The organism is Mesorhizobium sp. M0040, assembly GCF_040323505.1.
Taxonomy (GTDB): domain Bacteria; phylum Pseudomonadota; class Alphaproteobacteria; order Rhizobiales; family Rhizobiaceae; genus Mesorhizobium.
In genome coordinates this window covers 1-16,992 of record NZ_JAMYVA010000024.1, presented here as the reverse complement: position 1 = coordinate 16,992, position 16,992 = coordinate 1, and the positions used below count along the sequence as shown (strand labels likewise).

Sequence of the window (16,992 nt, the reverse complement as noted above, 5' to 3'; positions counted from 1 at the left end):
GTCCGATCCGACGCAACGCCGCCGCCCGATGCGATGGATGGAGCGAGCATGAGCGACACCGCCCTGAGCCGGCGCAAGGACGACCATCTGGACATCGTGCTGGATCGGCGAACGGCGTCGGCCACGGTCGCCGCCGGCTGGGAGTACATCCGTTTCGAACACTGCGCATTGCCCGAGTTGGATCTGACGCAGATCGACCTGCGCGCCTCGCTGCTGGGCAAGACCATGCGCGCGCCGCTGCTGATCAGCTCCATGACCGGCGGCATGCCACGCGCCGAGGCCATCAACCGGCATCTGAGCGAGGCAGCGCAAGCCTTGGGGATCGCCATGTGCGTCGGTTCGCAGCGCGTGAGCCTGCAATCCCGCAACTCCCAGGGGCTGACGCGCGCGCTGCGCCGCCTGGCCCCAGACATTCCCTTGCTGGCCAATATCGGCGCCGCGCAACTGTGCGAGGCCGACGGCCTGGACCTGGCGCGCCGGGCGGTGGATGCGCTGGAGGCCAATGGCCTCATCGTCCATCTCAATCCGCTGCAGGAAGCGGTACAGCCGCAGGGCGACCGCGACTGGCGCGGCGTCCTGGCGCAGATCGCTCGCGCCGCGCGCAGCGTGGGCGTGCCGATCGTGGCCAAGGAAGTGGGGTCGGGCCTGTCCGCCTCGGTGGCCTGTGCGCTCGTCGAGGCGGGCGTGGCGGTGATCGATGTCGCCGGCGCCGGCGGCACCAGTTGGGCAGCGGTGGAGGGCGAGCGCGCCCGCGATGCCGCCGACCGTGCAGTGGCGATGGCGTTCGCCGATTGGGGGATTCCGACCCCGGCCAGCGTGCAGGCCGTACGTCGGGCGCTGCCAACGGTGAAGCTGATCGCGTCGGGCGGGATCCGCGACGGCGTCGACGTGGCCAAGGCCATCCGCCTGGGCGCGGACATCGCCGGGCAGGCGGCCGGCGTGCTGCGCCCGGCTACGGTATCCACCGAGGCGGTTGTCGCGCATTTCGAGATCGTCATCCGCCAGTTGGCCGTCGCCTGCTTCTGCACCGGCTCGGCTGATCTGGCGGCGTTGCGTCAGGCGCGCTTGCTGCCCTCGGCGCATCTGCCCGCCGGTTGATGCCAGCCTCGCCCGCACGTGGCGGCGGGCGGCTCGTCTTACTGAGTCAGAAAGTCGCGGATGCGGGGGGATTCGCGCTGGTCGGGGATTTGTGAGGGTGCTGCTTCGTGATCAGGAAATCGCCCCGCCATGCCCGACCGGACAGCCGAGAGTGAAGCCGCATTCGACGCCTATGTCGACGCCTTGACCGGGGTGATCGGTCACGCCGACCGAGCTGAGCCCCTGAAGGGGTCGGAACAAGGTGCGCCGGGAGGCCGGCAAGGAATAAATGGTGCAAATCCATTGCAATGAAGGAGTAGCGATCCACATTGAACCCGAGTCATGCGCGGTCGCTCGTGAGGAGACCGGTGACTTCTCTGGGGTCAAACACGGCTTGTTAGGCTCGAGCAGTCCATCAGCGTCGTTTTGAGACAAAGCGATGGCGGTGGAATGGACGGTTACGATCGAGGGCCGGAACGAATTTGGCGACACATGCCGGAAGGAGGTCCGAATAGACAAGCTGGGAGAGCCTGTTCCACGGCGACATCGCTTGTCGATCGGCGATAGCAAGAAGATCATGGCAGCGCTGCAAAGAAACGCGGTCGTGAATCATGAGGCGGAGACGTATGCCTTCTTCGCCGGGTTTGCCCGGATTGCCATACGTTCCGACAGGTCAAGGACTACACGACACGCCGGATCCGAACCGTCTTCGGCGCCGTTGAGCTTAATCCCCGATGATGCTGTGCCGGGAATGCCATCCAGGGATGGTCGGTGCCTTCGCGCCGCTGAAGGAAATTTGTCCCGATCGAGCGACACCGGAGCTGATGGAACTGACGGCGCGGCTAGGAAGCATGCTGCCCTACGGGCAGGCGGCGAAGGTGTTGGCCGATTTCCTGCCCACTGAACCGACTGAGACGCATGCGACCATGCGCAAGCGTACCATTTTGAAGCGCTTCCAACCGTCGACAGGGACATCAGAGCCGTGAAGTGGCGTCTGTGGCATGGGCGGGTCGGTGGTGCGATCCGCGAGCTGGAGCAACTTCTAGTAAGACTGAAGGAAGGCGGTTCTCGATCGCACGGCTTCACAGCCTCGGAGCGCAGTTCCTGACCTATGTCCGTTCGAACCGCAGCGCGATCGTCAACTATGGAAAGCGCTACCGGGCCGGGGCTTCGCGTCGCCACCACTCTCGCTGAGTCGGCGGTGAACTCAGTCGTCGGGAAACGTATGGTCAAGAAGCGGCAGATGCGCTGCGCTTCACCGTGCGCATATGCTCGTGCAGGTCCGGGCGGCGGAGATCAAAGGCGAACTTCGCAACCGGCTGCGGGCGCCTTTCCGACGGCCAGCACTGAACGGGCCTCCAATAGCCTACACGCTTACCGTCATCTCAGCCGCGCTGTCGATTATGTCCGCGGCCATGGCATCGATATTCCCGCCGAGTTGCTCTCCCAGGTCGCACCGCTTTCTTGGGCTCATATCGCACCCACCCGAGACTATCTCCGGAACGAAATTGACCGACCCCTCGAACGCTTCAGGCCGATCCGCGCTAACCGCTGCAGTCCAAACAATTTCGAATTCCCTTAGCGGGTATTTTTTTAGAAATGCCCCCGGAGCCCCGGTTACAGGCAGCCCGCGAACGCGGGCGAAAGGGTGGACGCCGTCCGAAACTAACGCCCGATCAGCGCTCCGAAATCATCGACATGTTAAATGAAGGCCGTCCGGCAGCTGAAATCGCCCGTCTCTTTCGCGTTCATAGGGCCACCGTCGGGCGCATCGGCGCCGAGGTCAAAATAGCAGTTCGCTGAATGTCTTTCAGTTGGCCGTTTTCGCAGCGACGTACGCACCGGGCCCATTCGGTAGAAACGCCGGTGGGCGGTGGCATAGCAGCTGTTCTCGACGTAACGCCGTTCGCCGCGCGGCGCTAGAGGCAGGGAGATCCTCGAATGAAGGATGATCTCTTTGCATATCATTATCTTTACTTGCTCGCTGGATAAGACACCTTTACGTATCATCGCGCATTGGAATAGTTCGTATAGGGATCATGATGGACTCTGAATCGGAAATTCTGCGCGAAATCGGTGGGCTCTTCAAGCAGGCGAGGCTGGCCGCTGCCATGACGCAGCAGCAGGCCGCTGATTTGGCGGGTATATCCCGTCCCCGCTATCGCGACATCGAAAAGGGAGCCGCAGCGGCGCGTGCGACGACGCTCATGAATATCGCTCGCGCGCTCGGTCTGGAAATGATGCTGGTTCCGCAAGTCATGGTGCCGGCTGTCCAGGCTCTATTGCGTCCGCATGATGATGACGATCGACCCGCCTTTGTTTCTCAACCTGACGATGACGATCATGGCTCCAGTCTTTCGCGCACCTAAGACGATCCCGTCGCTGGACGTGCTCTTGAACGCACTGAAGATCGGCACAATCGTTAGGACGCCGGGCGATTTCAATGCATTCAACTTCGATGAGGCCTACCGCGCGACGGGCGGCTTTCCGGTTTTCAGCCTGTCGTTCCGGGCAGCGACGGGAGGATTGCGGAAAGATCCGAAGCCTCTGGCGGGCGCCTTGCCCTCTTTCTTCGCGAACCTCCTGCCGGAGGAGAAATTGCGCCAGGCGATGGAAAAGCACCACGAAGGCAATGTGCGGCCAGGCAATGATTTCGATCTTTTAGCGGTGCTGGGCGCCGATCTGCCGGGAGCCGTACGGGCGTTGCCCAGTGACGGCGCGATAGCGGTTTCGCAGGAAAAGGATAAGCCCAAGGCACGGTTCTCACTTGCCGGCGTGCAGATGAAGCTGTCGGTCATGAAGAACACTGGAAAAGGCGGTGGCCTTACCTTGCCGATGGACGACGAGCAGGGCCGGTACATCGCCAAGTTCCCTCCGACGGCGTTTCCGGGCGTTTCCGAGAACGAATTCGCCAACCTGGCGCTGGCTGCAGCAATCGGCATGGAGGTTCCTGAATGCGAACTGGTCGAGAAGTCCGATTTTGAGGGCGTTCCCGAAGAATTCAACACGCTGTCGGAGGGCAAGGTCATTCTCGTCAAACGCTTCGATCGCGGCGCCGATGGCGAGAGGATACACATCGAGGATTTCGCTCAGGTCTTCGGTGTTTATCCCTCGCGCAAATATGAGGGGGCCGCTTATCACGACATAGCCTTGGCCATTGGCGTGGCCGTCTCGCCTAGGGCGGCTCTCGAATTCGTCCGCCGCCTGGTGCTGACGGTCATCACCGGCAATGGCGACATGCACCTGAAGAACTGGTCTTTGATTTATCCCGGTAACGGCGACAAGCCGGTGCTTGCACCATCTACGACGTCCTGTCGACCGTGCCATATATTCCCGCCGGCGCCATGGCGCTTTCGCTTGGAGGGGAGCGCTCGTTCAAGGCGCTAGCAGCACCGCGATGGAAAGCATTTGCGAACCGTGCAAGGCTTCCGGAGCCGGCAGTCCTGAAGGCAGTGGTCGAGACGGTCGAACTCGTCAACGAGCACTGGTGGCATCTACCTGAGCGCGACGTTGTCGCAGCGAAAGTGCTCGAGCGGATCGACGAACATGTGAAGGCGATGACGCCGATACTGAACTCCTGCGCCGACAAGTGAGCCGAGTCCCCTTGGGTTGGTGATATGGCGGAATTATCCGACCGTGGCCCCGGATGGATGGCCGTGGATCGATGGTATGCCAGCGTGGCGCGCAAGATTCCGCGCAGCGTCGATGAGCACACGCGAGACCAAGCACGTCAGCTCGCCGGAACAGAAGAGTTCGCAGCATCCCGCAATTAACGCTAGAGGGTCGAGATGCTGTTCGCCCACCTCAACACAATGATGCGGTTCGAACGAATGCGGTGACTGAGGATCGCTATCCGACGCTTTGTGTCGCCATTGTCGGGTCCGCTACACGGCTTATTCCGACGATCCTTTCTTTGGCCGAAGCTAAATCCCTGAAAAGCAACCATGAAATTATTCTTCGGTTCGATCAGCCAGATTGGCACGAGTCTTGAGATCCTTGAGTGCGAGGCGGCGACAGCTGCCCGACCGGCATTCATGTCGCGGCAGCCGCGATGAATGGAACGAAGGAAGGAAAGCTACATGTCAGGTTTGCGTCAGATCGCCTTTTACGGCAAGGGCGGCATCGGCAAGTCCACCACCTCCCAAAATACGCTCGCCGCCCTTGTCGACCTCGGGCAGAGAATCCTCATCGTCGGCTGCGACCCCAAAGCCGACTCCACCCGCCTGATCCTGAACGCGAAGGCGCAGGATACGGTCCTGCACCTCGCCGCAGAGGAAGGTTCGGTGGAAGATCTGGAACTCGCGGACGTGCTCAAGGTCGGCTACAAAGGCATCAAATGCGTGGAGTCGGGCGGCCCTGAGCCGGGTGTCGGCTGCGCCGGCCGTGGCGTGATCACCTCGATCAACTTCCTCGAGGAGAACGGTGCCTACGACGATGTCGACTATGTCTCCTACGACGTGCTCGGGGATGTGGTGTGCGGCGGTTTCGCGATGCCGATCCGCGAGAACAAGGCCCAGGAAATCTATATCGTCATGTCCGGCGAGATGATGGCGCTCTATGCCGCCAACAACATCGCCAAAGGCATCCTGAAATACGCCCATTCGGGCGGCGTGCGGCTCGGCGGCCTGATCTGCAACGAGCGCCAAACCGATCGCGAGCTCGACCTCGCCGAAGCGCTGGCTTCCAGGCTCAATTCCAAGCTTATCCACTTCGTGCCGCGCGACAACATCGTCCAGCACGCCGAACTCAGGAAGATGTCTGTCATTCAATATGCGCCGGACTCCAAGCAGGCCGGGGAATACCGGGCGCTGGCCGAGAAGATCCATGCCAATTCGGGCCAGGGCACCATCCCCACCCCGATCACCATGGAGGAGCTCGAGGAAATGCTGCTCGACTTCGGCATCATGAAGACTGACGAGCAGATGCTTGCCGAGCTTCAGGTCAAGGAAGCGGCCAAGGCGGCCGCACAGTAACGACCGCTGCCGAACGAGGCGCGGCCTTGACCTGGCGCGCCTTTCAAAGAACGGCGCCTCGTTGGTGAGGCGTCACCCTGAACCTTGAAAGGGGTCCCATGAGCCTGGAATACGAGAATGACGGCGCCCTCCATGCGAAGCTTATCGAGGAGGTGCTGTCGCAATATCCTGACAAGGCGGCGAAGCGCCGCAAAAAGCACCTCAGCGTCGCAAAGAGCGGCGACGAGGCTGGCGAGGAAAGCGAGGTCCTTTCCGAATGCGAGGTAAAATCGAACATCAAGTCCATCCCCGGAGTGATGACGATTCGCGGTTGCGCCTATGCCGGCTCGAAAGGCGTGGTGTGGGGTCCAGTCAAGGATATGGTCCATATCTCGCACGGCCCGGTCGGCTGCGGGCAATATTCCTGGTCGCAACGCCGCAACTACTACGTCGGCACGACCGGCATCGACACGTTCGTCACGATGCAGTTCACCTCCGATTTCCAGGAGAAGGACATTGTTTTCGGCGGCGACAAGAAGCTGGAACGGATCATCGACGAGATCGAGGAACTGTTTCCGCTGAACAAGGGCATGAGCGTGCAATCCGAATGTCCGATCGGCCTGATTGGCGACGACACCGAAGCGGTGTCCCGCAACAAGGCCAAGGAGCACGAAAAGACGATCGTGCCGGTGCGCTGCGAGGGCTTCCGCGGCGTCTCGCAATCCCTCGGCCACCACATCGCCAACGATGCGATCCGCGACTGGGTCTTCGAGAAGAACAACGTCGAGTTCGAGGCCGGCCCGTACGATGTCAATGTGATCGGCGACTACAATATCGGCGGCGACGCCTGGGCTTCGCGCATCCTGCTCGAGGAGATGGGCCTGCGCGTGGTTGGCAACTGGTCGGGCGACGCTACGCTGGCCGAAATAGAGCGCGCGCCGAAGGCCAAGCTCAATCTCATCCATTGCTACAGGTCGATGAACTACATCTGCCGGCACATGGAGGAAAAGTATGGCATCGACTGGATGGAGTATAATTTCTTCGGCCCCTCCCAGACCGAAGCCTCTCTGCGCAAGATAGCCAAGCATTTCGGGCCGGAAATCGAGGCCAAGGCCGAGGCGGTCATCGCCAAATACCGGCCGCTGGTCGATGCCGTCATCGCCAAGTATCGGCCGCGCCTCGAAGGCAGGACGGTGATGCTCTATGTCGGCGGGCTGCGCCCCCGTCACGTCGTAACGGCATATGAGGATCTGGGCATGGTGATCGTCGGCACTGGCTATGAATTTGGCCATAACGACGACTATCAGCGCACCGGCCATTACGTGAAGAAGGGCACGCTGATCTATGACGACGTGACTGGTTACGAGCTGGAGAAGTTCATTGAGGGGATCCGTCCTGATCTCGTTGGCTCCGGCATCAAAGAAAAGTACCCGGTCCAGAAGATGGGCATACCGTTCCGTCAAATGCATTCCTGGGATTATTCCGGCCCGTATCACGGCTACGACGGCTTCGCCATCTTCGCCCGCGACATGGATCTGGCCATCAACAACCCGGTCTGGGGCCTCTACGACGCTCCCTGGAAGAAAAAAGCCGAGCCGTCCGCGGCGATCGCAGCCGAGTGAAAACTTGGCCTCCCGGAAGCCGGGAGGCCGTTGAACGCCTGTGGCTCTTTGTCCGCGGGAGACCTGAAACGTTTCGACGTCCCTGTGCCGCCGTATGGCGGGCCAGATGGAAAAGAGGTACCACCCATGCCGCAGTCGGCTGAAAAAGTTCTCGACCACGCCCCCCTGTTCCGCGAGCCGGAATACAGGCAGATGCTCGCCGAGAAGAGGCTGAATTTCGAATGTCCGCACCCGGACCAGGTCGTTACCGACCAAGGCGAATTCACCAAGACGTGGGAATACCGCGAAAAGAACCTTGCTCGCGAAGCGCTTGTCGTGAACCCCGCCAAGGCCTGCCAGCCGCTCGGCGCGGTGTTCGCGGCCGCGGGCTTCGAGCGAACCATGTCCTTCGTCCACGGCAGCCAGGGCTGCGTGGCCTATTACCGCTCGCACCTGTCGCGCCATTTCAAGGAGCCTGCTTCGGCGGTTTCCTCCTCGATGACCGAGGATGCGGCAGTGTTCGGCGGCCTGAAGAACATGGTCGACGGGCTCGCCAACACTTACCAACTCTACGACCCGAAGATGATCGCCGTCTCGACCACTTGTATGGCGGAGGTCATAGGCGACGACCTGCACAGCTTCATCGAGAACGCCAAGGACGAAGGCTCCGTCCCGCGCGACTTCGACGTGCCCTTCGCCCACACGCCAGCCTTCGTCGGCAGCCATGTCGACGGCTACGACGTTACGGTCAAGGGCATTTTGGAGCACTTCTGGAAAGGCGAGGAGCGAACGGAAGCCGAGGGAACCATCAACATCATTCCGGGTTTCGACGGCTTTTGCGTGGGCAACAACCGGGAACTCAAGCGCCTGCTCGATCTGCTGGGCGTGTCATATACCTTCATCCAAGACGCCTCTGACCAGTTCGACACGCCGTCGGACGGCGAATACCGCATGTACGACGGCGGCACGAAGATCGAAGACGTGAGGAAAGCACTCAACGCCGAGGCGACACTTTCGCTACAGCATTACAACACCCGAAAAACACTGGAGTATTGCGAGGGGCTAGGGCAGGCGACGGCCTCGTTTCATTATCCGCTCGGAGTCCAGGCGACCGACGACTTCCTGATGGAGGTCTCCGCGATTTCCGGCAAGCAAATCCCCGAGGCAATCCGCCTGGAGCGCGGCCGACTTGTTGACGCCATGGCGGACAGCCAAACCTGGCTGCACGGTAAGAAATACGCCATCTACGGCGATCCGGACTTTGTCTACGCCGTGGCCCGCTTCATCCTGGAGACGGGCGGCGAGCCGACCCATTGCCTCGCCACCAACGGCACCTCGGCATGGGAAGCGGAGTTGAAGGAACTGCTTGCATCATCGCCCTTCGGCAAGGATGCTCAAGTCTGGGCGGGCAAGGACCTCTGGGCGATGCGCTCGCTGCTCTTCACCGAGCCGGTGGACCTGCTGATCGGCAACTCCTATGGCAAGTATCTGGAGCGCGACACCGGCACGCCGCTGATCCGGCTGACGTTTCCGATCTTCGACCGCCACCATCACCATCGGTTTGCGCTCATGGGCTACCAAGGCGGGTTGCGCGTCCTGACGACGATCCTCGACAAGATCTTCGACAAGCTCGATCGCGAGACAAGCGAGACGGGCGTGACGGACTATTCGTATGACCTCACCCGCTAAGGGTGCCGGCCGGCTCCTCGGTGAGGCCGGTCGTCTTCCCGAGGGACTTTGGAGACCGACGCAATGTCCTCGCTCAGAGCCAAAATCCAAGATGTCTTCAACGAGCCTGCCTGCGAGAAGAACCGCGGCAGGGATGCCAAGTCGCGCAAAGAGGGCTGTTCGAAGCCGCTGACCCCGGGGGCGGCTGCCGGCGGCTGTGCCTTCGATGGCGCCAAGATCGTGCTGCAGCCGATCACCGACGTCGCGCACCTGATCCATGCGCCGCTCGCCTGCGAGGGCAATTCCTGGGACAACCGCGGTGCGGCTTCGTCCGGGCCAACGCTGTGGCGCACGAGCTTCACGACCGATCTCACCGAACTCGACGTGGTGATGGGGCGGGGCGAGCGGAAGCTCTTCAAAGCGATCCGCGAGATCAAGGAAGCGTATGGGCCGCCGGCTATCTTCGTCTATCCGACCTGCGTGACGGCGCTGATCGGCGACGACATCGAGGCCGTCTGCAAGCGCGCGGCGGAAAAGTTCGGCCTTCCGGTGGTGCCGGTCAATGCGCCGGGCTTCGTCGGCTCCAAAAATCTCGGCAACAAGCTTGCCGGCGAGGCGCTGCTTGATCATGTCATCGGCACGGTGGAGCCCGACGATGCCGGCCCTTACGACATCAATGTCCTTGGCGAGTTCAACCTCTCGGGCGAATTTTGGCTGGTGAAGCCGCTGCTGGATCGGCTCGGCATCCGGGTACGCGCCTGCATTCCGGGCGACGCGCGTTACTTCGACATTGCCTGCGCGCACCGCGCCCAGGCGGCTATGATGGTGTGCTCGACCGCGCTCATCAATCTCGCCCGCAAGATGGAGCAGCGCTGGGACATCCCGTTTTTCGAGGGCTCCTTCTACGGCATCACCGACACCTCGGAAGCGCTCCGACAGATCTCTCAGCTGCTCGTGAAGAAGGGTGCCGATCCGGAGATCCTCGGCCGCACCGAGGCATTGATTGCAGAAGAGGAGGCGATCGCTTGGAAGAAGCTCGCGGCCTACCGGCCGAGGCTCGAAGGCAAGCGCGTGCTGCTCAACACCGGCGGTGTGAAGTCCTGGTCGGTCGTCCATGCGCTGATGGAGATCGGCATCGAGATCGTCGGCACCTCTGTCAAGAAGTCGACCATCGAAGACAAGGAGCGCATCAAGCAGATCCTCAAGGACGACAACCACATGTTCGAGCAGATGGCGCCGCGCGAGCTTTACGCCATGCTCTCAGAACACAAGGCCGATATCATGCTGTCGGGCGGGCGCACGCAGTTCATCGCGCTGAAGGCCAAGACACCCTGGTTCGATATCAATCAGGAGCGCCAACAGCCTTACGCCGGCTATGACGGCATGGTGGAACTCGTACGCCAGATCGACCTCGCCATTCATAACCCGATCTGGCGCCAGGTGCGGGAGCCGGCACCATGGGATTGCCAGCCTGCGGTGAGGGAGGAACTGCCGCGCACAAAGAGCGAGACCGCGACTGTCCAGGCTTTCAAGAAATTCGCCGGCACGATGGCCGACGAACTCGGCGAGTGTTGAGGAGGCCATGGTCCGCATCCTTCCCCAGACCAAAGCCGCGGCGGTCAATCCGCTCAAGTCATCGCAGCCGTTGGGTGCCGCCCTCGCCTTCCTTGGGGTCGACGGCGCGATGCCGTTGTTCCACGGCAGCCAGGGGTGCACCAGCTTCGCGCTCGTGCTCTTCGTGCGGCATTTCAAGGAAGCCATTCCCTTGCAGACAACGGCGATGGACGAGGTGGCGACGATCCTCGGCGGGGCAGACCATCTGGAAGAGGCGATCCTCAACCTCAAGGCCCGCACAAAGCCAACGCTGATCGGGGTCTGCACGACGGCGCTGGTGGAAACCCGGGGCGAAGACTGCGCAGGAGATATCGCCAATATCAGGCTGAAGCGCTCGGAAGAACTCGCGGGTACGGAGGTGGTGTTAGCCAACACACCGGATTTCGACGGCGCGATCGAAGAGGGCTGGGCCAAGGCTGTCACCGCGATGATCGAACGGATTACGCGGCCAGGCGAGCAGGCGCGGCAGTCGAAGAAGATCGTGATCCTGCCTGGCTGGAACCTCACTGTGGCTGATATCGAGCATTTGCGTGAGATGGTTCAAAGCTTTGGACTGAAGCCCGTGATTCTGCCGGACGTCTCCGGCTCGCTCGACGGTACGGTGCCCGACCGCTGGGTCACCACCACCTATGGCGGCACCAGTGTCGAGGATATCCGCGAGCTTGGCACGGCCGAGCAATGCATCGTCATCGGTGAGCATATGCGCCCCCCGGCCGAGCTGCTCCAGAGGTTGACAGGCGTGCCTTACGTGCTGTTCCGGTCGCTGACTGGATTGAAGGACGCCGACCGGTTCGTCTCGCTGCTGTCCGCGGTTTCGGGCGCGGCGGCGCCGGCTCGGGTGCGCCGTCGCCGGGCGCAGTTGCAGGACGCGTTGCTCGACGGACATTTCCACTTTGGAGGCAAGAAAATTGCGATCGCTGCTGAACCAGACCAACTCTACCAACTCGCGAGCTTCTTCACCGGCATGGGCTCCGAAATCGCGGCGGCGGTCACCACGACCGACATGTCGAAAATTTTGGAGGAAGTACCGGCGCAGTCGGTTCAAATCGGCGATCTCGGTGATTTGGAAGCTCTTGGCGCCGGCGCTGATCTTCTCGTCACTCATTCCCACGGCCGCCAGGCGGCGCAGCGCCTCGGCATTCCGCTCATGCGGGTCGGCTTCCCGATCTTCGACCGGCTCGGCAGCCAGCACAAGCTCACAATCCTCTACCAGGGGACCCGCGACCTGATCTTCGAGGTTGCCAACATTTCTGAAGCCAACCGGCACGCGCCCACGCCTGAGGCGCTTGATCCACTCCGTAAGCGAGAAATGCCAGATGAGCTCCGTTCGTCGCCTCTCGCTCGTCACTGACGAGGTTCACGCACCGACGCCGGAACGCCAAGCCGGCGCATTGCGCGTGGCGATCGCCACGCAGGACATGAAGAACCTCAACGCCCATTTCGGGTCGGCCAGGTGCTTTGCTGTCTACGACGTGACGCGCGAGGAGTGGAATCTCGTGGAAGCCGTGGCCTTCGATGACGTTTCCGACGAGAGCGGGAAGCACCGGACTGAGGGCGACGACCGCATCACCCCGAAGGTGGAGGCGCTGAAAGGCTGTCATCTCCTGTTTTGTCTGGCTATCGGGGGGCCTTCGGCAGCCAAGGTTGTTTCGGCAAAAATTCATCCGATCAAAGTGCCGCACCCCCAAAGCATCCAAGAGGTGCTGTTGCGCACGCAGATGATGCTCAGGACGTGTCCTCCCCCTTGGCTGCGCAAGGTGCTGGCGCAGGCAGGTGTCGCCGAACAGAAACCGTCCTTCGAGGACGAGGACTGAAATGAGGAGTGGGCGAAATGTCTGACGCCGTGGTTAGCCCTGCTGTCGCCGAAGACGAGGCGGCCCTTGCCACCCCGTTCGTCAAATGTCTCGTGCGGCTGGTCCGGGCTCATGATTCTCACGGGTCTTGGGAAGGCAAATCGGACGCCGAGCTGCTGGGCGACTTCATCATCACCAGGGAACAGCGCCGTGCGATCCCGATCATCGGCGATCCCGATCCGGACGTGCTGTGGAGGCTCGAGATGTTTTACACCGCCGTCGGGCTTGCGATCGAGGAGCGCTCCGGCCTGATGGCATCGCCGATGATGGAGATGAGCCATGAGGGCTTCGGGCGCGTGCTTCTCACAGCCGGGCGGTTGGTCGTTCTGTCGAAGACCCTTCGCGACGTCCACCGGTTCGGCTTCGAGACGTTCTGGAAACTCGCCGCGGCCGGTACCAAACTGGCCGGCGATGCGACCGCAGCCATTGAGGCTCATCCCGAGGTGGCGCGGGAGTGATGGAACCGATTTTCGATCAAGGGGATCATGTCAGGCCTTGAGGACATGCGATGGCCAGCCCTCTCAATCGAGGCGGTCGAGGCCGATGTGGTTCTTGGGGTAGCGCTGATGAAGCCACTGGTCCTGATCTGTTCGCAAGATGCTGAGTTGTATCTGTTCCTCAGCCACATTCTGGGAGTGGACGGCTTCACGAGTGAGCCGGCAGGCGGCGTGAAGGAAGCACTTGCATTGGCCGATGAACGGGAGCTCCACGCGGTAGTGCTGGACTGCGGGCCGGCAAGCGCGACAGGCTCCACAATCTGCGCCCGGTTCAAGGGGGAGCCCCGGACCGGCGGCCTGCCCGTAATTGCGCTGATCGCGCCCGGCGCCGAGAACCAGCACCTCGATCTCTTGAAGGCTGGTATTGACGAGAGCTTTGTGCGGCCCTTCGCGCCGGCCAAGCTGCTTGACTGTCTACGAATGAAGCTGGCGCTGCCAAAGCCGGGTTCGAACGGGATTGAAAACGGCGGCTGGATCTCCTGTGGCGACCTTGAGATAAGGCTCGATGCCCACCGGGTTCGGGGTAATGGCCACGAAGTACACCTTGGGCCGATCGAGTTCAACCTGCTGCGGCTTTTGCTTGAGACTCCCGGCAAGGTCTTCACCAGAGACGAGCTGATCAGCGCGGCCTGGCCGGCCAATATCCATGTCGGTGTACGCACCGTGGATGTCCATATCAGCCGGCTCAGAAGGGCGCTGAAGGCGGCCTCCCCCTCCAGCGTCATTCGTACCGTCAGGTCGGCCGGCTACTCGCTCGAGTGGCCGGACGGCTGAATAGCGAACGGATGTAGTGCCACCCCCCATCTCCGTCGGGCCGAGGGCAAATCTTGCGGCTTCGAAACGCGCCTACAGGTACGACATACTCTAAAAAGAAGCAGTCAGATGGCCTTCAAAAGCGTACTCAGTGTGACGGGAGCCTACCACTCCGATCAGGACGTCAGAACAGCTGCCGGCTTGTGTGCCGAGGTCGGCGCGTACCTTTCCGTACTGGTGATGTCGCCTCCGCCGCTCATTATGCCGTCTCCGCTGCTCGGCGATGGCATCCCCGAGTGGCCTGGACAACGCGCACAGGCCATCGCCAGACTGGACAAACGGTTTAGGCAGATTGAGAGATTTTCACAGGACATAGCCAGTCTGGAAAAAACATCCAGGGAAATTCACAAACTGCTGAGAGCCACGTGGCGGTGCTATGATGTCGATATTGCCAACTGCGATCAGGCCAGCGTCGGTGACGCGGTGCGACGGCGGGCGATCTGCAACGACCTGACAATCGTCGGCCCCGCACTTCTCAACGACATTAACCTCGGACCCCTTGTTATCAACGGCAGCCTGTTCGATACCGGAAAGCCGGTGCTTGTCGTGCCGGAGGGCGCTGAGGCGACTCTGTCGCCACGGCGCGTGCTGGTTGGCTGGGATTCGCGAGCCGAGGCGTCCCGTTCGGTTCGGGAAGCGCTGGATCTGCTAGCCGGTGCTGAGGAAGTTCGTGTCGCACTAGTCGATCCGGAGGCGACCTGCACCGGAAACGGCGCCGAGCCAGGAGCCGACATCGCTGCCTATCTCACTCGGCACGGTGCTCGGGTGTTGGTTGACCGGCTGCCGAGCGCCGGCAAACCGGTGGCCACGGTGCTCGCGCAGCACGCAATCGACACGTCTGCCAACATGATTGTCATGGGTGCCTATGGCAGCCGCCGGCTGCGCGAGCGGCTCTTCGGTGGCGTGACAAGATGGATAATTGGCAAGCCGCCATTGCCGCTGTTTTTGGCTCGCTGACGGGTTTGAAGTAGCACCGATGCTGTTCGAGGCTCTACTCACTGGGTCACTATCCTGATGCCAAGTCGGGGAAAGATCGCGGCAAACGTGCAAGGTTCGCGAAGCTTCTCGGAGCCAATCTGCACGCGCCGGCCGAGAACATACGCGCACGCCTCTAACGCGCGCGCGGGGTGGTTCTGCTCGCCCGAGGTTGGTCCGTGATGCTGAGACCAACGGCCGGGCAGAGGTATCGTTCAGCGCGACCGAGTTCGGACCCGTGGCGGCATCGTATGCGCGCTATCACGATAGTGATGGGGTGGACGCCCCCTCGACGGCATCGATGTGCCAGAATGGTGGTGTTTGACAGCCACCGTAAGAGAGGGAGCGTCCACAATGGAAGTTAACACGATCGGATTGGACCTAGCGAAGAATGTGTTTCAGGCGCATGGAGCCGATGCGGCGGGCGCCATTGTTTTCCGCAAGCAACTGCGACGCGACAAGGTGCTTGCGTTTCTCGCTGGGCAGCCGGCCTGCTTGGTCGCCATGGAGGCCTGTTCTGGGGCGCATCACTGGGCGCGCGAGATCGGCAAGCTCGGGCACGCCGTTCGTCTGATCCCGCCATCCTATGTGAAGCCTTTCGTGAAGCGGCAGAAGAACGACGCCGCCGATGCCGAGGCGATCTGCGAGGCCGCGCAGCGGCCGACCATGCGCTTTGTCGCCGTGAAGAGTGAGGAGGAGCAGGCGAGTGCGGCCGTATTCCGGGCTCGTGATCTGCTGGTGCGGCAGCGCACCCAGACGATCAACGCCTTGCGCGGCCATCTCGCAGAATATGGACTGGTCGTTGCCCAGGGCCCTTCTCACACCGCCAAGCTGATGGAAAAGGTAGAGGATCCTGAGGGCGATCTGCCAAAAGCAGCCCGCCTGGCCCTCACCATGCTGGTCGATACGCTGAGATCGCTGGAGGAAAGGATCAAGCTGCTCGATGCCGAGATTGCACGGCGTGCCCGAGAGGATGAAGACGTGCGGCGGTTGGCAACAATCCCCGGCGTTGGTCCGATAACGGCAACGGCTCTGGTTGCACTGGCGCCTTGCGCCGCAATCTTCCGAAAGGGGCGCGACTTCGCCGCTTGGCTGGGCCTGACGCCGCTGCAACGCTCAACCGGCGGTAAACAGAAGCTCGGTGCAACATCGAAGATGGGCGAGCGTACTTTGCGTCGCCTGCTTATCATCGGAGCGAGCCCTGTCGTGCGTCATGCTCGTCGGCGAGGCATTCGTGAAGAATCGTGGCTTGGGCGCATGCTCGCCCGCAAGCCGCCAATGCTTGTGGTCGTCGCTCTTGCCAACAAGATGGCCCGCATCGTCTGGGCGCTCATGGCAAGAGGTGGGACCTACAGGGCTCCGGCCGTGGCAGCATAGCAGCTCGGTCTGAGGTCGTCGCAGGTGTAGGAAGGTCACACGGAGAGGTATGGCGCGACAGTCGATGAGAGACGGATCGGAAAAACCAGTTCAGCACAGAGCGCCTCGAGCGCGCGGTAGTGATATGGATCCGATCGGCGAACTCCCATACGGGCCGGCGGCAAATGGAAGGCCGCATCAGAGGCCGGACAGATGTCAGCACCCGACTACGCGCCGCTATACTGCCTTTTCGAAGATCCTTCTTGCGCTCACGGGGGCGTCCACAGATGTGCTGAAGGTTCTGCAAAAAGTTTTGGAGAGAAAACGGCGCTTGCTCTGAGCGGCGAGCGGCCATGGCACGGTGGTGACGTTGCGATCACCGATTCCCGTGGAAGGGGAAGTGCCATGACCAATCGAGACGTTAGACTGAGCAGAGGCGAGTTGAAAGCGTTGCTGTTGTCGGATGAGGACGGCTTTCGCCAGGCATTGCAGAGTGTCGTGCAGGAGGTTCTTGAAGCCGAGATGACGGAGGCGATCGGGGCCGAGAAAGGCGAGCGGACGGCGGAGCGGACGAGTTACCGGTCCG

Annotated in this window: 14 protein-coding genes and 2 pseudogenes; all 16 read left to right on the top strand. The window is 61.7% G+C overall.

Annotated elements, in window-relative coordinates:
* The first annotated feature begins 33 nt into the window (after nucleotides 1-33).
* On the top strand, nucleotides 34-1,098 hold the full coding sequence (gene fni, locus NKJ91_RS20290; protein ID WP_502903617.1) for a type 2 isopentenyl-diphosphate Delta-isomerase: 1,065 nt from the start codon (nucleotides 34-36) through the stop codon (nucleotides 1,096-1,098).
* A 418-nt stretch (nucleotides 1,099-1,516) separates the two neighbouring features.
* Nucleotides 1,517-2,429 (top strand): annotated as a pseudogene (locus NKJ91_RS20285) (hypothetical protein); the annotation flags it as partial.
* A 247-nt stretch (nucleotides 2,430-2,676) separates the two neighbouring features.
* Nucleotides 2,677-2,880 carry a helix-turn-helix domain-containing protein gene (locus NKJ91_RS20280; RefSeq protein ID WP_352456986.1) on the top strand — a complete coding sequence of 68 codons (204 nt, stop codon included), beginning with the start codon at nucleotides 2,677-2,679 and terminating at the stop codon, nucleotides 2,878-2,880.
* A gap of 239 nt (nucleotides 2,881-3,119) precedes the next feature.
* Nucleotides 3,120-3,446 carry a helix-turn-helix domain-containing protein gene (locus tag NKJ91_RS20275; protein WP_352456985.1) on the top strand — a complete coding sequence of 109 codons (327 nt, stop codon included), beginning with the start codon at nucleotides 3,120-3,122 and terminating at the stop codon, nucleotides 3,444-3,446.
* Nucleotides 3,421-4,670, top strand: a pseudogene (locus NKJ91_RS20270) (type II toxin-antitoxin system HipA family toxin). Before NKJ91_RS20275 ends, NKJ91_RS20270 begins: the two are co-directional and overlap by 26 nt.
* A 486-nt stretch (nucleotides 4,671-5,156) precedes the next feature.
* A complete protein-coding gene (gene nifH / locus NKJ91_RS20265; RefSeq protein WP_352456984.1) occupies nucleotides 5,157-6,050 on the top strand; it encodes a nitrogenase iron protein in 894 nt (297 codons plus the stop codon).
* Between the two features lie 98 nt (nucleotides 6,051-6,148).
* Entirely contained in the window at nucleotides 6,149-7,651 is a 1,503-nt protein-coding gene (gene nifD, locus NKJ91_RS20260) for a nitrogenase molybdenum-iron protein alpha chain (RefSeq protein ID WP_352456983.1), read from the top strand.
* Between the two features lie 126 nt (nucleotides 7,652-7,777).
* Nucleotides 7,778-9,319, top strand: coding sequence for a nitrogenase molybdenum-iron protein subunit beta (nifK, locus tag NKJ91_RS20255; protein ID WP_352456982.1), 1,542 nt, complete (start codon nucleotides 7,778-7,780; stop codon nucleotides 9,317-9,319).
* 63 nt (nucleotides 9,320-9,382) lie between these two features.
* A complete protein-coding gene (nifE, locus tag NKJ91_RS20250; RefSeq protein WP_352456981.1) occupies nucleotides 9,383-10,873 on the top strand; it encodes a nitrogenase iron-molybdenum cofactor biosynthesis protein NifE in 1,491 nt (496 codons plus the stop codon).
* A gap of 7 nt (nucleotides 10,874-10,880) precedes the next feature.
* Nucleotides 10,881-12,263, top strand: coding sequence for a nitrogenase iron-molybdenum cofactor biosynthesis protein NifN (gene nifN, locus NKJ91_RS20245; protein ID WP_352456980.1), 1,383 nt, complete (start codon nucleotides 10,881-10,883; stop codon nucleotides 12,261-12,263).
* Nucleotides 12,229-12,726, top strand: a complete 498-nt coding sequence (gene nifX, locus NKJ91_RS20240; RefSeq protein WP_352456979.1) for a nitrogen fixation protein NifX — start codon at nucleotides 12,229-12,231, stop codon at nucleotides 12,724-12,726. Before nifN ends, nifX begins: the two co-directional genes overlap by 35 nt.
* Nucleotides 12,727-12,743: 17 nt before the next feature.
* Nucleotides 12,744-13,223, top strand: a complete 480-nt coding sequence (locus tag NKJ91_RS20235; protein ID WP_352456978.1) for a NifX-associated nitrogen fixation protein — start codon at nucleotides 12,744-12,746, stop codon at nucleotides 13,221-13,223.
* A 27-nt stretch (nucleotides 13,224-13,250) separates the two neighbouring features.
* Nucleotides 13,251-14,036, top strand: a complete 786-nt coding sequence (locus tag NKJ91_RS20230; RefSeq protein WP_352456977.1) for a response regulator transcription factor — start codon at nucleotides 13,251-13,253, stop codon at nucleotides 14,034-14,036.
* A 108-nt stretch (nucleotides 14,037-14,144) separates the two neighbouring features.
* Nucleotides 14,145-15,032: a universal stress protein gene (locus NKJ91_RS20225; protein ID WP_352456976.1), complete on the top strand. Its 888-nt coding sequence runs from the start codon at nucleotides 14,145-14,147 to the stop codon at nucleotides 15,030-15,032.
* Nucleotides 15,033-15,404: 372 nt separating this feature from the next.
* Complete coding sequence (locus tag NKJ91_RS20220) at nucleotides 15,405-16,427, top strand: IS110 family RNA-guided transposase (protein WP_352456975.1); 1,023 nt, start codon at nucleotides 15,405-15,407, stop codon at nucleotides 16,425-16,427.
* Nucleotides 16,428-16,811: 384 nt separating this feature from the next.
* Nucleotides 16,812-16,992 (top strand): transposase (locus NKJ91_RS20215; protein ID WP_352456974.1); only part of this gene is annotated, 181 nt, incomplete at its 3' end.

What these genes read in the sequence shown, in the direction of transcription:
- NKJ91_RS20275 (WP_352456985.1), top strand. Translation starts at nt 3,120, where the DNA reads ATGGACTCTGAATCGGAAATTCTGCGCGAAATCGGTGGGCTCTTCAAG.
- NKJ91_RS20230 (WP_352456977.1), top strand. Translation starts at nt 13,251, where the DNA reads ATGTCAGGCCTTGAGGACATGCGATGGCCAGCCCTCTCAATCGAGGCG.
- nifK (WP_352456982.1), top strand. Translation starts at nt 7,778, where the DNA reads ATGCCGCAGTCGGCTGAAAAAGTTCTCGACCACGCCCCCCTGTTCCGC.
- NKJ91_RS20235 (WP_352456978.1), top strand. Translation starts at nt 12,744, where the DNA reads ATGTCTGACGCCGTGGTTAGCCCTGCTGTCGCCGAAGACGAGGCGGCC.
- NKJ91_RS20220 (WP_352456975.1), top strand. Translation starts at nt 15,405, where the DNA reads ATGGAAGTTAACACGATCGGATTGGACCTAGCGAAGAATGTGTTTCAG.
- nifE (WP_352456981.1), top strand. Translation starts at nt 9,383, where the DNA reads ATGTCCTCGCTCAGAGCCAAAATCCAAGATGTCTTCAACGAGCCTGCC.
- nifD (WP_352456983.1), top strand. Translation starts at nt 6,149, where the DNA reads ATGAGCCTGGAATACGAGAATGACGGCGCCCTCCATGCGAAGCTTATC.
- NKJ91_RS20280 (WP_352456986.1), top strand. Translation starts at nt 2,677, where the DNA reads ATGCCCCCGGAGCCCCGGTTACAGGCAGCCCGCGAACGCGGGCGAAAG.
- nifX (WP_352456979.1), top strand. Translation starts at nt 12,229, where the DNA reads ATGAGCTCCGTTCGTCGCCTCTCGCTCGTCACTGACGAGGTTCACGCA.
- NKJ91_RS20225 (WP_352456976.1), top strand. Translation starts at nt 14,145, where the DNA reads ATGGCCTTCAAAAGCGTACTCAGTGTGACGGGAGCCTACCACTCCGAT.
- nifN (WP_352456980.1), top strand. Translation starts at nt 10,881, where the DNA reads ATGGTCCGCATCCTTCCCCAGACCAAAGCCGCGGCGGTCAATCCGCTC.
- nifH (WP_352456984.1), top strand. Translation starts at nt 5,157, where the DNA reads ATGTCAGGTTTGCGTCAGATCGCCTTTTACGGCAAGGGCGGCATCGGC.
- fni (WP_502903617.1), top strand. Translation starts at nt 34, where the DNA reads ATGGATGGAGCGAGCATGAGCGACACCGCCCTGAGCCGGCGCAAGGAC.